Below are 15,908 nucleotides of genomic sequence, written 5' to 3'. Positions count from 1 at the left end.
GAATAGTAAGTAAAGTACTTTGAGTTGCAAAGTAAATAATAAAAAAAATAGTTACCAAATTAATGATAACTATTTTTTTATATATTTTCTAAATGATATTAGATTCTAAAGATTCCTCCAACAGCAATAATTCGTTGAAAATAAGTAAAATGCTGAGAAGCTTTATCTTCATTACTTGTTGTAGTTTTTATATCCTGCATGTTGATATAGCCTCCTTTTAATTCTCCCTGAACATAAAAATGTTTGAAAAAAGTAATATTTAGACCCGCTTTTGCAGAAACACCATAACCAGAAACATGAAAATCATCATGACGTTCTTTACCTAAAAGCGTTGTATTTGTTTTAGGATATAAAACTCCTGCTCCAAGACCTTCAGTCAAGTTAATCTGAACTTTATCAATATTTGGCAATCCAAACCATTTTGAAATATCATCAAATCTGGCAACTTCAGTATTAATGTAGTTTAAACCATCTGTATGTTCGTACATTAAAAAAGCAGGACCGTTAACAGGAGTTTCACCTTTACCAAAACCACCTTCCTGAGCACCACCTTGAGACATATCTACAGGTCTGTTATTGTATTCACCATTGTAAATTGAGCCTGGATCATCCGCAGGTAAATTGATATTTCCGGTAACATTAGCAATTTGATTCTGAGTCATAACATATTTCATGTGGTCAACACCAATTGTAACGCTGTAATGATCACTAAAAAAATAACCTAATCTCAAATTGGTTTGAGGAATAGTCATATTTGCCGGATTAATATAATCTAAATGCCATCCTTTTGGTTTGTCATGAGCGGCCATGTTATTTACTGTAAAGTTGTAATCCTTACCTCTAAAATTCACATCAGATTTCGAGTAGCTTTCTCTATTTCCACCCCACATCACAAAGAATTTTCCTTTATTGTGTGCAGTGTATTTTTGTACTGGAATTTCTTCCTGGGCAAATGTGTTTAAAGAAACACAAACCAGTAAGAAAAATAAAATTTTTGTTTTCAAAGAACTTAAGTATTATAAAATTAAAAGGCATTTACAGTTTTTCTGATAGCAACTAACTTATTCATTAAACCTTCAAAATAGTCTAAATGAAGCATATTAGCGCCATCACTTTTTGCGTTTGCAGGGTCAAAGTGTGTTTCGATAAAAATACCGTCAACACCTACAGCAATACCTGCTTTTGCTACAGTTTCGATCATATCAGGTCTTCCGCCCGTAACTCCTGCAGTCTGGTTTGGCTGTTGTAAAGAGTGTGTAACATCTAGAACCGTTGAAGCATATTGCTGCATAGTAGGAATTCCTCTAAAGTCAACAATCATGTCCTGATAACCAAACATACTCCCACGATCTGTAACCATAACATTTTCGTTATTACAGTCTAATACTTTTTGTACAGCATGTTTCATACTTTCAGGGCTCATAAATTGTCCTTTTTTCAGGTTTACTGTTCTTCCTGTATTTGCAGCAGCCACAACTAAATCAGTCTGGCGAACTAAGAATGCAGGAATTTGTAAAACATCAACGTATTGAGCTGCCATATCAGCATCTTCATTAGTATGAATATCTGTAACTGTTGGAACGTGAAAAGTTTCGGAAACCTTTCTTAAAATTTTTAAAGCTTTTTCATCTCCAATTCCAGAAAAGCTGTCAATTCTAGAACGGTTTGCTTTTTTAAAAGATCCTTTAAATACATAAGGAATCTGAAGATTGTCAGTAATACCAACTAATTTTTCAGCAATTCTAAGAGCCATTTCTTCTCCTTCTATAGCGCAAGGTCCCGCCAATAAAAAGAAATTTCCGCTGTCAGTATGCTTAATTTGTGGAATATGTTGTAAGTTCATAAAATTATTTTTTTGCAATGCAAAGGTAGTTATGATTTATGAATAGCAGATTAAGATTTAAGATTATTTTAAGAACGCGAATAGCTCGACAAGAGCTTAGTAGAATTAAACGAATTTTTAAAATTTCTATAGAATGATGAAATGCTTTTTCCGAGGCAATATTAAACTATGAAGAGAAACAAATAAATGATATTTATCATGTTCTAAAGTATGCAGTTTGCAAATGTTCTCCAGGATGATGAACAATCTTACGCAGAAATATCTTATTGTCTTTTACGAAGCAATATTAGTTTATGTTTTTTTTTTGCTCTCCATCTTTTAATTAGAAATTGAATTATAATAATTAAAATCAGAATAAAAAGGAATAAGAAGCAAGCCGCAGCTATACCAACAAGCGGCATGCCGCATCTCACAGGATTTGGCTCATATTGTTTTGTAAGGTTATAGTCTGCAATATTAAAAGCGGCAAAAGAAAGTATAATCTGCAGAACAAAATTTATCCATGAAATAGGACTGAATTTTAAAGATGTTGGTTTATAAACCGAAAAGCTTCCCAGTATTAATTGTGATAATACTGGTAAAGTAATAAGAAGTAAAGGGAGTAAACTAAGCATTTTTATTTCTGAATTATACTATTTTTTCTTGTAAATTCTATTCCTTCTTCAAAGTTAATCCCATCGGAACCATCAAAATTCCTTTTTCGTAAACATTTAAATACAGTGTTACAGGTTTTTTTTGACCTTCCCATGTCAGTTCATATACATTTAAAAATCCGGCTCCCATGTCGCTTCTTTTGGTTGGAAAAGGACAACAGGTTTCTAATCTTTTATAAGTAACTTTTTCTCCGTTTGGTCCCGCCAAAGCATTCAAAAAACGGACCTCGTTTGCTGCTTCATCTCGAGTATTTCTAAAAAATATATTTACTGGATAATCAGGATCATAACCATATTTTTTGTCTTTGCTGAATAGTGAAATTACAAACGTATTGTTTTTGTTTAAAACTAAATCAGGAGCATTGTCGTCTACATTTTTTAAAGTAGATTTTGTACTGATGCAAGAAGTTACGGCTATTAATAAAATAATGAAAAGAGCTGTTTTTTTCATGGTTAAGGTTTATTTTGGTCATGCAAATGTAAAAAAGGTTTTGCCATAGAGTAAAGGATTAAAAAGATTTTTAGATTTTGATATATATCTTTGTAAAAAACAAATCTATTCAGTCTTTTTTCTATTTAGTTTTAACACACCAATTACAATCAGATATTGTGCCACAAGATACGTGAGCATGATAATAAATGAACTTTTTTTGAGAGGAGTATAAAACTTGTTGAGCGCCAAAATACTATCAGAAACTATAAAAAACAGCGCGCCAAAAAACACCAGTTGATTGGCTGGTTTTTTCCAGATTAAAAGCCCATTATAAGCAAAGAGCAGCATAATCGAAATTACACTGGCATAGGCAATAACAGGAATTTTCAAATCGCCTAGTGAAGGCAGTAAAACCGAAAGCATTCCGATTAAATAAATGGCAATTAAAACACTTCCAATTGCAAAAATAACAGCATTTCGTTTGATTTTTTCCTTAATCTGTCTGTTAAAAAGCACACAATAAAGAATGTGAGAAATTAAAAAAGAAACTAAACCTAATATGAAATAGATTTCGGCAATATCAGAAAAAAGCAAAATAACATCTCCAATCCATGAAAACAACAATGCTGTTAAAAGAATTTTTTGAGTTGGGAATTTCTTAGAAAAATAAACACCTAATATTAAGAGCGGAATTAATGCAGGTTTTAAATAACAGTCTAAACTTTCATATCCTAAATATAAAAGCAGCAAATAAATAGAGCATAATGCAATATAAATTTTAAAGAATACTATGTTTTTCATTATAAAGTTTGTGAATTTATGGTTTGATTCTGGTTGGTTTTAAAATCGACAGTTACAAAGTAAATCGTTATTAAAAATGAAATACTTAAATAACTTAAAATGATATAATTACTTAAATAGAAAACGGTATTGAGCCCAAACCAATCACCATAAAATGAAATGACTGCAATTGCAAAAGAGAATCTAAAACCTTCCCAGACAATTGCAAATCTGCTTTTGTCCATTAATTCAGAATTACTGTAAATGGTTATGAAGATAAAGAATCCGTAAACAAAGATATTAGGCAGACCTATTTTGGCAATATTTTCAAATAAATAACTCACAAACAACAACGTAATTAAAATTTGCGTGACTGACCAATAAATAAGTTTTTGAGAGTTTTGTGTTCCATATTTATCAAAATTAAAAACATTTTCGATTTTATTTACCGGATATTTTTCTTCGAAATTTTCTGGACGCCAGCCGGTAGGTTTAAACCATATTGTGAATTTGTCTTTCCAGTTTTCAGCGCGCCATGCATCTTTTATCAATAAAGTTAAATGCTGAAAATTGATCTTTATAGGATTCCATGTATTGGCAGGTCTTGTAATTCCAAAAACTGGTGGAACATCTTGTAATTCTTCCTGAAAAGTTCCAAAAAGCTTATCCCAGAAAATAAATATCTGCGAGTGATTTTTATCTAAATATTCGGGATTTATGGCATGATGCACACGATGATGGGATGGCGTAACAAGAATTTTTTCTACAAATCCCATTTTATTAATATGTTTGGTATGATACCAAAATTGTAAAAATAAATGGAGCGGAAGTGTAATTGCAATAACAGAAGCCGGAACACCCAGCAAGGCCGCGGGAATGAGCAGAAAAGTAAATAAATTAAGCAGACTTGCGATAGGCTGGCGAAGAGCGCAGGCAAGGTTAAACTCTTCACTGCTGTGATGAATAGCATGTTTGTTCCAAAGAAAATTGATTTGATGAGCCAGTCGATGACTCCAATAACCGTAGAAATCAATGACAAAAAAGCCAATAATATAAGACAAGATAGTGGTTTCCTGATGAAAAAGAGCAATTTTAGAAACCATCCATTCATAAGAAAGAAAAGTAATACTCAGCCCTAAAACGTCTTTTACAGAATTGGTAATACCGGAACTAATACTTGAAACACTGTCAATTAAAGGAGCAGTATCGTTCTTTTTGTAAATGCCATAAAGCTTTTCAATTACAATTAAAACTAAAAAAACAGGCATTGCAATAATTAATATTTTTCCATACTCCTCCATAAAAAAACATTCTATTTTATTTCAAATATAAAATAAAATAGAATGTTTTTTTAATTATTGAGAAATTAAACAGTTAAATGTAATCTAAGTCCTAATTTTACTTGTTTTTTGATAATTCAAAATAGGAGAAAAAAGGATTATTTTTTTCTTTTGAAAAATCGACGGAATAGAATTTTATTGTTTTCTGGTTTTTAATTCCAAATCTAACAACTTCTTTTATTATTTTTAAAGTATCATATTTTAATTCTAAAAGAACTTGATTATCGGCATTTACAATTCCGTATTTTTTGCTTTTTTGAATAATAAATTCTCCTGTAGAATAGATTTCGGTAATGAAATCAAAATCAGATGGAATCACAATTTTATTTTTATTACTAATTACGCCAAGCTTATTTTCTTTTTTGAAAATTTGATAATTGCTTTTTGAAAATCTGCTGAAATTAAATTTATCTTTAACAAATTCACCAGCAGATATTTCTTATTTTCAATTAATTGCTTTCGAAGAGTTTCAAATTTTGACTGTCCTTTTGAGGTAAAAGACAATAAAAACAGGATAATAAATCCGATAATTCTCATTTATTTCAGTTTTTTTGAAATGAAAACGCATTCTATTCAGTTTAGTATAAAACAAAATAGAATGCGTTTTTAATTATGGGTAAATTAAACAATTTCGGCACTAAGTCCGGCTTCCAAAAGCTGTGTACATTGAGGTTTTAATTTATCTATTGGCCCTGTTTTTACAGTGCATTTTCCGTTGTAATGTACAATTAAGGAACATTGTTCTGCTTGTTCAGATGTGTGATCACACACGCGCATTAAGGTATCAATTACATGATCAAAAGTGTTTACGTCGTCGTTGTACACAATGATCTCGTTATTGAATGCGGTCGCTTCTTTCTCGCGAACTTTTTCTCTTACTTTTTCTTTAGTACTCATTTTTTTTCGTTTTTTGTACCGTTGTAATTGCTAATAACTAATTTACGTATTTTAATGAAACCCAGTTGTTTCTTTGAAGTTTTTTAACATACGTTAAACCTTTTTCAGTGCACGAAGCATCGATAAATGGAATATCTTCTTCATAAAAACCGCTGAACAATATAATTCCTTTTGGATTTAAACTATCAACATAAACCTGCATATCGTTTAACAAAATGTTTCTGTTGATATTAGCAATAATCAAATCATATTTTTTTCCTGCCAATAAAGCAGCGTCGCCTTCGTAAACGGAGATGTGTTTGCAATTATTGCGTTCTGCATTTTCAATAGAATTCAAATAACACCAGTTGTCAATGTCAATCGCATCGATTGGTTCAGCACCTTTCATTTCGGCTAAAATAGCAAGAATTGCTGTTCCGCATCCCATGTCAAGCGTTTTTAAACCTTTCACATCCATTTCTAATAAATGCTGAATCATCATGTGTGTGGTTTCATGATGACCGGTTCCAAAACTCATTTTTGGTTCGATTACAATATCAAATTCAGCATCTGTTTTTTCGTGAAAAGGAGCGCGAACGTGGCATTTTCCGTCAACATCAATTGGCTCAAAATTCTTTTCCCATTCTTCGTTCCAGTTTACCTGATCGATTTCTTCAATTGTATATTCAATTTTAAACTCCTCAGATTGTAAAATATAAATATCATCCAGAATATTCTCATCCCATAAATCTTTCTTCACAAAAGCAGAAATTCCATTCTCAGTTTCTGTAAAACTTTCAAATGCTTTTTCGCCTAATTCAGCCACTAAAATTTCTGATCCAAGTTCTTTTGGCTCAATCGTAAAATGATATCCTAAATATATATTCGACATAAATAAAATTTTTTGCAAAGGTAAGAATACAAAGCAGAAATTGTTCATAAATAAATCATATTGTTATAAATTTTAATACTAATTTTGATTTATAATTTGTAAGTTTTTTAGTATTATGAAAAATGTTTTTTTTGTTCTGCTTTTTGTCATTTTAAGCTCTGGAAGCCGTAAAAATGAACACGAAGTAATTCGTTCCTTCTGTTATTGGAAAACCAGTCTCTATTTTCAGGAAGAAGAAGATTCTCTGGTTAAAAATTTAGATATAAAACACATGTATGTCCGATTTTTTGATGTTGATTATAACGCCTATTCAAAACAGCCTCTGCCTGTTGCTACTATTTGGGATATTTCACTCAATAAAAGTAATCCGGAAATTACGCCAAGTATTTTTATTACGAATGAAGTGGTTTTGAAGTCTGATACGGAACAGCTGGACAGCCTTGCCGTAAGGATGGCAGAACGCATAAAACAGATTGGAAAAAAGATGAATGATAGAAAGGCAGAAACTCTGGCTTCGAATATTGTATATCCAAAAGACTACTATAAACAGGAAAATTACAAACGATTAAATTATGATTCAGTAAAATCTATCGAATCAGCAAAACTAAAGGTCGGTTTTAAAGAAATTCTGATTGATTGTGACTGGACTGAAAAATCTCAGAAGAACTATTTTTATCTTTTAAAACAAATTAAAAATCAGTTTCCATCTTCAAAAATAACGGCAACAATCAGGCTTTGGCAGTATAAATATGCTTCAAAAGCCGGAATTCCTCCCGTAGATAAAGGTTTGTTAATGTGTTATAATATTACAAAACCAGATGATTTGCAAACCAAAAACTCTATTGGCACAAGCGAAGAATTAGCACAATATATAACTCACAGTGATTATAAACTTAAATTAGATATCGCGTTGCCGTTGTACAGCTGGGCGGTAGCTTTTAGAGGAAATCAGTTTAAAGGAATTTTGTCTGATTACGAATTAATAAGAGATACTAGTAAAGTAAAGAAAACAACTGATGGCAAATATGTTTTGCAAGATGATATTTTAGTTGGACAGACGTATTTGCGAAATGGAGACGAAATTAGAATCGAAAAAATTTCAGACAGCGAACTCAATAAAATGATTTCTACCATTAAAAGCAAAATTAAAATTGATGATCAAACAAAAGTGACTTTTTTCTCTTTTGATAAAAAATACATAAACGATTATGGAACCGAAAATATCTCCAATTATTATGCGCGCTTTTAGCAGTTTACTATTAGTTTTAAGCGTTCAGTTATCTTTTGCCTGCGGATGGAGCGTTTCTCCAGAAACAAGTCGTTTAGCCTTGTTTAAAGCCCAAAGAGAAGGTTTTTTTAAACTTACGCCATTTTATTACTCGGCAGATAATTATTATGCAGTAAATACTATTTCGGGTGTTGATCAGGAATTGAATTGTTTAGAATGGAAGAAAAAATTAGGAAACAATATAGACACAAATGATGTTCGTGTCATTTTGTATGAAACAGATTCTGAACAATTTCAAACTGCTTTTGAAAACGAAACTTTGAAAAGTGTATTTGATAAAAATACTTTTGTTGAAGTTTTATTGCTTCCTAAAAACAAAGCTTTTTTAAATTATATTTTGCTGGCTAAAAAGCTCGAATACAACCAAAACGAGCCTTCAAAATGGGAATCATGGGGACAGATAGGAAATAAATATAACCACTATGAACCGGCAGATACTTTTGATCTTGAAAAAAAAATAAAGACATCAAAAGATTCATTTTTAAAACAACGTTATGCTTTTTTAACACTGCGTTATTATTTTTATGCTCTGCAAAAGCAAGATGTTATTCGATTATATGATACCTATTTTGCTAAAGATAATAAAACTATCCTGAAACCCTGGGCATTGTATTATAATGCTTTATGTATTGATAATCTGCCTTTGCAAAATTATTTATTAAGCAAAGTTTTTAATACCTGCGAAGAAAAATCATTTGCCGTTTTACAGCATTATAACTGGAAATATATTGATGAGACTTTGGCTTTGGCACAAAATGATGAAGAAAAAAGTGTTATTCTGTCTATTAAAAGTCTTCGAAATCCTGCACCGGATTTAAAGTCGATTAAAGAAATTTATGAACTAAGCCCGAATAGTTTATTTTTAAGTTTTTTGATTGGGAGAGAAGTAAACAAGCTCGAAGATTGGATTTTTACGCCTCAATATACTAATAATGGAACGCCATCTATAACTTTTAGCGATACAGATTGGTACGGGAATTACGCTAAAGCGAAAGACGAGAACTTCAATAAGGATATTTTATATTTGAGAGAATTAGAATATTTCCTGATTTCTATTCGCGAAAAAACCTCTGGAGAACAAAAAGAGTATATCACCGCAGCAATTGCCCAGCTTTGTTTTATTGATGATCAAATTGATGAAGGGAAAAAATATACCAGTATGATTTCTGATAAAGCAAACCCCTCAATACAAATGCAAAAGAATATTCAATTGGCATTGGTTTCTTTAAAACAAGATAATTTAAAAGATGAAAAAAATCAGAATCAGCTTTATACTTATTTTAATTCAGTTGAAAATCTGGTAGAAACAGATAACGGACTATTTAAAAATTTATATAGTTTGTACCGAATCGCAAGTAATGAATTTCTCCAAAAAGGAGATGTTGTTTCAGCAGGTTTGCTTTCTATGAAATCAGATATTAAAAATGAAGGAGGATATTCGGCTTACAGCAATCAGTACTTTTTTAGCTATATAGGATATTTTGACAGAAATGCGTCTGTAAAAGATATTGACCTTTTAATGGCTTTACAGCAAAAAAGAGATAAAACGCCTTTCGAAAAATACCTTTGTTCAGGAACAATTGCTCCAAATATTAATTATTATAAGGATTTAAAAGGAACAATTGCTTTTAGAAATAATAATTTGGAACTGGCTTACGAAACATTCTCAAGCATGCCTCAGGATTTTTGGGAAAAGAATTATGAGTATAAAAATTACTTAAACGAAAATCCGTTTACGCCTAAAATTCTTCAAAATGATAAAGAACGCAAATTCGATTATCGTTTTAATAAAACAGAATTTATAGCCAAATTAATTCAGTTAAAAAAACAAAATACAGCAAGCAGTAATCTGCAATTGGCACACGCTTATTTTAATGTATCGTATTTGGGGAATTCCTGGATGATGACTGCCTATGACTGGAGTTCAGGCGACTCTTACATAGATTATGTTTACGGCGATAATACAGAGAAAGAAAAGAAATTCCAAAACGGAAATTATTACAACCTTAAAATGGCTAAAATATATTACAAGAAGGCTCTCAAATTGTCTAAAAACAATAACGAGAAAGCAATGGCAAGTTTAATGATTTTTGAATGTAATTATTACAATCATTACGCCGATTTAATTTCTGCCCAAGAAGAAGAAAAAAATCCGTTTACAGCAGGGAAAGAGCTGATTAATTTTTATTCTATTTATAAATCTACACCAACATTTAAAAAGTATAATTGTCCGCTTTTGGGATCATTTATTAATTAAATTTAGCCGAAAGCCGAAGGATATAAAAAAAGCGTTCGCTATGCGAACGCTTTTTTTATAGGGATTTCAAAATCTAAAATTAAATAGCAGTAACGATAGCTAAGAAATCATCTGCTTTTAAAGCAGCACCTCCAATTAAACCACCGTCTACATCTGGTTTAGAGAAGATTTCTTTCGCATTTTCTGGTTTAACAGAACCACCATATAAAATAGAAACTTCATCAGCGATTTCAGCTCCAAAAGCTTTGCGGATAGTTTCTCTAATAAATTCGTGCATTTCTTGTGCTTGTTCCGGAGAAGCTGTTTCTCCAGTTCCGATAGCCCAAACAGGTTCGTAAGCTAAAACAACTTTAGACCAAGATTCTTTTGCAATCTGGAATATTCCGTCACGCAATTGGTTTTCCACAATATTGAAATGATTTCCAGATTGACGATCTTTTAATTCTTCTCCAAAACAGAAAATTACAGTCATATCATGTTTCAAAGCAGTATCAACTTTGTCAGCAATTAAAGCATCAGTTTCGTTAAAAATAGCTCTGCGCTCAGAGTGTCCTAAAATCACTGTATTAACGCCAATGCTTGTTAACATATCAGCAGAAATTTCTCCTGTAAAAGCACCGCCTTCAGCCTGGTGAACGTTTTGGGCAGAAACGCCGATAGTTGTGTTTTTTAATTTTGCAGCAGCAGCTTGTAAGTTTACAAATGTTGGCGCAACAATTACTTGTGCAGTTGTTTGAGCTGGGATTTTAGTGATTAATTCACTTAGTAATTCTTCAGTTTGTTCTGCATTTTTATGCATTTTCCAGTTTCCTGCAACAATTTTTTTTCTCATTTTGGTAGTTTTTATTTTTTTGTTTTATTGAAGTAAAGTCAAAAAATAAATGATTATTTGACTTTGATATTTTTGTAATTATTTTAAACCTTTTAAAGTTTCATTGATCTTGTCAAAATCCGTTTCTATGGCACGGTATAAAACGATTTTTCCGGTTTTGTCAACGATAATATATCTCGGAATCCAATCCAGATCGATTGCTTTTCCAAAAACACCTTTCATACCGTCGTTCATCATAAAATGATCGCCTTTTAATTCGTGTTTTTCGATTCCTGCTTTCCATTTTTCAGCAGTCTTGTCTGCAGACAGGAATAAATAAGAAACATCAGAATTGTTAGCTTGTAGTTCTTTTAGTTTTGGCATTGCTTTTACACAGTCGCCACACCAAGAAGCCCAAACTTCAATAACCAAAGTTTTTCCTTTGTATTTTTTTAAAATATTTTTAAAAGTAACCTGATCTCCATCAAGGGTTAATAATTTTTCTGATAAAGCTTCTTTAGAAAAACTCGTTTTCTGAGCTTGCGAACATGAAAAGGTTATAAATGCAATAAAGATTAAAGCTATTTGTTTCATAGAATTAGTGATTTTCAACAAAGTTAAACAAACAAATTGAAAGCCAAATGCAGATTAACAAAATTTGAAGACTCGTTTATTTTGTAACAAAACAGCAGTTTTTGGTTAGAAAAACGAGAATGAAATCGTAATAGTTGGGTGTGAAATCCCATAGTTTTTTGAATACGTTTTTTTTGAGTTCAAAAAATGATTTAATTTTTAGTTTGGAGATTGATTTTTAGAGCAAAAAAACGTCAGATATTAATGAAAAAAGCTTTCAATAAAATTAAAATATTGAAAGCTTTCTGGATTTTATTTGTAATTTTTTTAATTCAGTTCATAATTTTCATCTGCCCATTTTTTGCACGGAACAATCCATTCATCAGAAGCTTTATATAGAAAACCATGTTTTAAATTGGTATTCAATTCAACTTCCTTAAAATGATTTATTTTTAGTTTTGAAGTTTCTTTTCTTCTAACAGCCGAAACACCATAAATGTCAGATTTTTCATAAATAGTCAAAATATTACCGCAGAAATTAATATCTGGAATTTCTTCGATATCGACATCTCTAAAACTTCCAATAAAAACAAAATTGACATTTGGATTTGCTAAATAAGTCGAAACATATTGTGCAATATAGCCTCCTTTTGAAGTTCCAATTACGGTTATTTTGTTAGGAGAAACGCCTTTTTTCAGCAGTTTTTTAATTTGTTTTACTACTTTTTCTGCGTAATCAGAAGCATTGGTGTTTGTCTTTCTTTTTTCACTGAAAACAATAAAATTATCTTTTTTGAAAGAGTTTACAATTTCATTGTATTCGGCTTTTCCATATTCAGGATGAGCAACATTTAGATCATTTTCCTCCACAAATTTATTGTGGAAAAAGAATATATATCTTTCACCTTGATTCGCTTTCTTTTCCTGGCTGAAAGCTGTGTAGTTTACTAAAATAGTTGATAAAAAAGCAAAGAATATTTTTTGAAATTGTTTCATGGTTTCTAGTTATTGTAAAATGGTTTTTTATCTAAACAATAAATATTCTAACTTATTGCTTTTGTCAACTTCGGCAAAAGCCTTCTGAATATATTTTATTTTTTCAATTTGTTCCGAAGTTAAATCGGAAACGACTTCATTTAATTGAATGTTTTGAGAATTGATTTTCTGAATTTTTTCTGCTTTATTTTGGCAGGACATAAATAGAAAAAAGACTAGAAGATAGGCATAATTTTTTTTACCAATAAGATAATTATAGACAATTACAATAAACGGAAAGGTTACAAATGCCATCCAGATTATAAATTGTTTGGGAACCATTTGATAATAATAGTTCAAGAAGAAAACTGTGCCTATAAAAAGTATACAAATTAAGGAATGAACTGCAGGAACCTGCTCATCTGAATATCGATTAATATGATCGTCCTTGAGTTTTCTTACACTGTTGAAATACTTTGAATTGAAGAATTTCCAGGGGCGAGGCAAGAAACGAAACAACATAATAAAGTTTTGAATAATATAAATACTTGAAATACCTAAGAGAAAATATTGCAGACCAAGATAAAGAATTTTCAATAGGTTAGCTGTATTTTCAACTGGTGCAGGCTGATTAATTAGATGAAGATTATCTAAAGCAAAAAGCAGCATAATAATAGAACTCCAAATACTCAGAATAAGTTTGTGAGTATTTGATAAATGAGTTTTCGTAAAAGCATGAAAAATAGAGAATAAAGAAAAAAGTAAACCAATTACCAGAAATGTCTTCATAAGCAAATTAGTACTTGAAATGAAACCATAATCAATAACCCAATAAATAACAGCTATAGATTGAAGTAAAGTTATGCCTTCTGTTAATTTGGGAATTATTCTATACTTGTAAAACAGGAGTGAGAAGATAAAGTACAATACAAGAAAAATTAGAGGCCATATGCGAATGCTGATATTAAAAATGTCAAAAGGATTATATCTTTTATTTAAACCTGAATCGGCTATAACGTATAAAAAACCAAACGCAAAAAGAAAAGATACTATCCCGATTAGCACTACAATAATCCATCTTTTTGTAATTCTTTTACTCTCAAAAATTACGCCGGCTATTAATGCTAAAATATTTATAGGAATTAAATGACTGCCAGAAGTCACTCTAATATAAGTATCGTAAATAATGTAAATAAGCAATGCTGATACAAATAGAAACAGTAAAGGATTTGAAAAAAACAGTCTGCTTAATGCTCTTAGTAATTTTGCAATCATAGATCTGAAACGGTTTAATTTAGAATTTTTTTTAATTGGTTTTACTGTTTAAAAAAGAGCACCAATATATCTAAATAAAATTAGAATATTGGTGCTCTTTAATAAGTATAATAGTGTTTCTTAAAGACTATAAGCTACGTCTGATAATTTTAAATCATCAACATCGTTATAATGTAGTTTTTGAACAACAGTTCCTTTTTGTATTACAACAATGCTTGGATTTGCTCTTTCGATTGTTTTTAAAGTTGTAGCATCACAAAAATAAAAATCAACATTTAAATTGTATTCTTTTTTAGCTTTTGCAATTTCATCAGCTCCAGAAGCTGTCATGGCAATAACTTTGTAACCTTTTGCTTTGGCATCTGCAGTAACTTTAGCCAATTTTTTCATTCCGGCTGGTTCAGATTTAGTTAGATCATACGTTACAAAAACTAATAATTTAGGTTCTTTTAGTAATTCTTCTTTATAATCAGAATCGTCTTTGGTCATTGTAAAATCATGAATTGGCGGCACATAACCTTCTGAAATTACTTTATCTTTTCGGTCAACAAACGTTGCTCCTTCAGGAATATTCATTAAATCTTTTTCGGTGAATTCTTTGTCAACACCGTTTACTTTGTAAATGAAAATCATTTCTACAACAGATTTTGGCGCTCCTTCCGGAATTTCCATTCCTTTTTCGATATTGCTTCCTACTTTATACGGACGGAAATCTTTTATAGGATTGTGATTTAAAACCCAAACTGCCATTAAAGAGCATAAAACAACGCTTACATAAACGGCAAAATTGGTTTTTGGAGTTGAAAATAATGGTTTTATTAATCTTTGATTGAAGAATAAAATCAAGATAAAGAATAATAATACTATGTCTTTTGTAAATGATTCCCAAGGCGTTAAGTGCAATGCGTCGCCAAAACAGCCGCAATCTTTTACCACATTGAAATAAGCGGAGTAGAAGGTAAGGAAGGTAAAGAAAACAATTAAAAGTAATAAAGCCCAAATTGTCATTGTTGCTCTGTAGCCTACTAATAACATGACACCTAAAACCACTTCCAGAATAACCAGAAAAATAGCCAGACCTAAAGCAAATGGCTCTAAAAACGGCATATTAAAAACGGGTTCGCTAAAATATTCAGCTAATTTATAAGAGAAACCCACTGGATCGTTTAATTTAATTAATCCGGAAATGATAAATAATACACCGACAAATAATCGGGAAAATTGAGTAATAATGTTTTTCATAGGAAATCTATTTGGGATTTATGTTTGCCACTAATTTTACGAATCTCCACGAATTAATTTGTGAAAATTCGTAAGATTAGTGGCTAATATTTATTTGATTGGATTTAAAATCAGGGCAAAAACCGAGTAATTAATCATATCCTGATAATTAGCATCAATTCCTTCAGAAACTAAAGTAAGACCTTTATTATCTTCAATCTGTTTTACGCGAAGTAACTTTTGAAGAATCAAATCTGTTAAAGAACTAACACGCATATCACGCCATGCTTCGCCGTAATCGTGATTTTTAGCTTCCATTAATTCTTTGGTTAACTTTACTTTAGCGTCATACAATTCAGTTGCTTTTTCTACATCCAAATCCGGCTGATCCACAACGCCCAATTCTAGCTGAATTAAAGCCATGATAGAATAATTGATGATTCCGATAAATTCTCCTTTTTCATCTTCATCAACTTTACGGACATCATTTTCCTGTAAACTTCTGATTCTTTGTGCTTTTATGAAAATTTGATCCGTCAGCGATGGTAATCTTAAAATTCTCCATGCACTGCCGTAATCTTTCATTTTATTGATAAATAAGGTTCGGCAAACCGTAATTACATTATCAAATTCAAGGGAAGTATTCTTCATTTATTGCTGTATATTTGCTAAAATTTCTTCAAAAATAAGG

17 protein-coding genes are annotated in these 15,908 nt (G+C 30.9%); 2 read left to right on the top strand and 15 right to left on the bottom strand.

What is annotated here, in order from left to right; all coding sequences use genetic code 11:
- Window positions 1-98 precede the first annotated feature (98 nt).
- From L1276_RS04215 to prmA, 9 genes are all read right to left on the bottom strand, one after another.
- Complete coding sequence (locus L1276_RS04215) at window positions 99-1,004, bottom strand: hypothetical protein (RefSeq protein ID WP_253785760.1); 906 nt, start codon at window positions 1,002-1,004, stop codon at window positions 99-101.
- A 20-nt stretch (window positions 1,005-1,024) separates the two neighbouring features.
- Entirely contained in the window at window positions 1,025-1,843 is an 819-nt protein-coding gene (gene kdsA, locus L1276_RS04210) for a 3-deoxy-8-phosphooctulonate synthase (protein WP_253785759.1), read from the bottom strand.
- Between the two features lie 263 nt (window positions 1,844-2,106).
- Complete coding sequence (locus tag L1276_RS04205; RefSeq protein ID WP_253785757.1) at window positions 2,107-2,457, bottom strand: hypothetical protein; 351 nt, start codon at window positions 2,455-2,457, stop codon at window positions 2,107-2,109.
- Between the two features lie 37 nt (window positions 2,458-2,494).
- Entirely contained in the window at window positions 2,495-2,947 is a 453-nt protein-coding gene (locus tag L1276_RS04200; protein ID WP_253785755.1) for a 2-dehydro-3-deoxyphosphooctonate aldolase, read from the bottom strand.
- Window positions 2,948-3,052: 105 nt separating this feature from the next.
- A complete protein-coding gene (locus L1276_RS04195) occupies window positions 3,053-3,730 on the bottom strand; it encodes a lysoplasmalogenase (RefSeq protein WP_253785753.1) in 678 nt (225 codons plus the stop codon).
- Window positions 3,730-5,010 (bottom strand): sterol desaturase family protein, encoded by a 1,281-nt coding sequence (locus tag L1276_RS04190; RefSeq protein WP_253785751.1) that lies wholly within the window; start codon window positions 5,008-5,010, stop codon window positions 3,730-3,732. Before L1276_RS04190 ends, L1276_RS04195 begins: the two co-directional genes overlap by 1 nt.
- 97 nt (window positions 5,011-5,107) lie before the next feature.
- Window positions 5,108-5,368, bottom strand: coding sequence for a hypothetical protein (locus tag L1276_RS04185; protein ID WP_253785749.1), 261 nt, complete (start codon window positions 5,366-5,368; stop codon window positions 5,108-5,110).
- A 302-nt stretch (window positions 5,369-5,670) separates the two neighbouring features.
- Window positions 5,671-5,946: an ATP-dependent Clp protease adaptor ClpS gene (locus L1276_RS04180; RefSeq protein WP_253785747.1), complete on the bottom strand. Its 276-nt coding sequence runs from the start codon at window positions 5,944-5,946 to the stop codon at window positions 5,671-5,673.
- A gap of 37 nt (window positions 5,947-5,983) precedes the next feature.
- Window positions 5,984-6,817: a 50S ribosomal protein L11 methyltransferase gene (gene prmA / locus L1276_RS04175; protein WP_253785745.1), complete on the bottom strand. Its 834-nt coding sequence runs from the start codon at window positions 6,815-6,817 to the stop codon at window positions 5,984-5,986.
- Window positions 6,818-6,932: 115 nt separating this feature from the next.
- Here prmA and L1276_RS04170 point away from each other — a divergent pair, with 115 nt between their 5' ends.
- Window positions 6,933-8,066, top strand: coding sequence for a hypothetical protein (locus tag L1276_RS04170; protein ID WP_253785743.1), 1,134 nt, complete (start codon window positions 6,933-6,935; stop codon window positions 8,064-8,066).
- Window positions 8,026-10,362 (top strand): hypothetical protein, encoded by a 2,337-nt coding sequence (locus L1276_RS04165; RefSeq protein ID WP_253785741.1) that lies wholly within the window; start codon window positions 8,026-8,028, stop codon window positions 10,360-10,362. The genes L1276_RS04170 and L1276_RS04165 overlap by 41 nt, the downstream gene beginning before the upstream one ends.
- A gap of 79 nt (window positions 10,363-10,441) precedes the next feature.
- Here the strand turns inward: L1276_RS04165 and tpiA are convergent, their stop codons facing one another.
- The 6 genes from tpiA to L1276_RS04135 form a co-directional block, all read right to left on the bottom strand.
- The gene (gene tpiA / locus L1276_RS04160; RefSeq protein ID WP_253785739.1) at window positions 10,442-11,194 is read right to left on the bottom strand and encodes a triose-phosphate isomerase; all 753 of its coding nucleotides are present in this window, start codon (window positions 11,192-11,194) and stop codon (window positions 10,442-10,444) included.
- A 78-nt stretch (window positions 11,195-11,272) separates the two neighbouring features.
- Window positions 11,273-11,767, bottom strand: coding sequence for a TlpA disulfide reductase family protein (locus L1276_RS04155; protein ID WP_253785737.1), 495 nt, complete (start codon window positions 11,765-11,767; stop codon window positions 11,273-11,275).
- Window positions 11,768-12,073: 306 nt separating this feature from the next.
- Entirely contained in the window at window positions 12,074-12,742 is a 669-nt protein-coding gene (locus tag L1276_RS04150; protein ID WP_253785736.1) for a dienelactone hydrolase family protein, read from the bottom strand.
- Window positions 12,743-12,769: 27 nt separating this feature from the next.
- Window positions 12,770-13,996, bottom strand: a complete 1,227-nt coding sequence (locus L1276_RS04145; RefSeq protein ID WP_253785734.1) for a hypothetical protein — start codon at window positions 13,994-13,996, stop codon at window positions 12,770-12,772.
- Between the two features lie 120 nt (window positions 13,997-14,116).
- Window positions 14,117-15,238 (bottom strand): BT_3928 family protein, encoded by a 1,122-nt coding sequence (locus L1276_RS04140; RefSeq protein ID WP_253785732.1) that lies wholly within the window; start codon window positions 15,236-15,238, stop codon window positions 14,117-14,119.
- Between the two features lie 90 nt (window positions 15,239-15,328).
- Window positions 15,329-15,868, bottom strand: a complete 540-nt coding sequence (locus L1276_RS04135; protein WP_253785730.1) for a DUF1599 domain-containing protein — start codon at window positions 15,866-15,868, stop codon at window positions 15,329-15,331.
- Window positions 15,869-15,908: the final 40 nt, after the last annotated feature.

The organism is Flavobacterium sp. HSC-32F16 (assembly GCF_024171645.1).
In the GTDB taxonomy this organism is placed as follows: domain Bacteria; phylum Bacteroidota; class Bacteroidia; order Flavobacteriales; family Flavobacteriaceae; genus Flavobacterium.
Note: the sequence above shows the minus strand (reverse complement) of the source record. Positions and strands in the feature narration are given on the sequence as shown.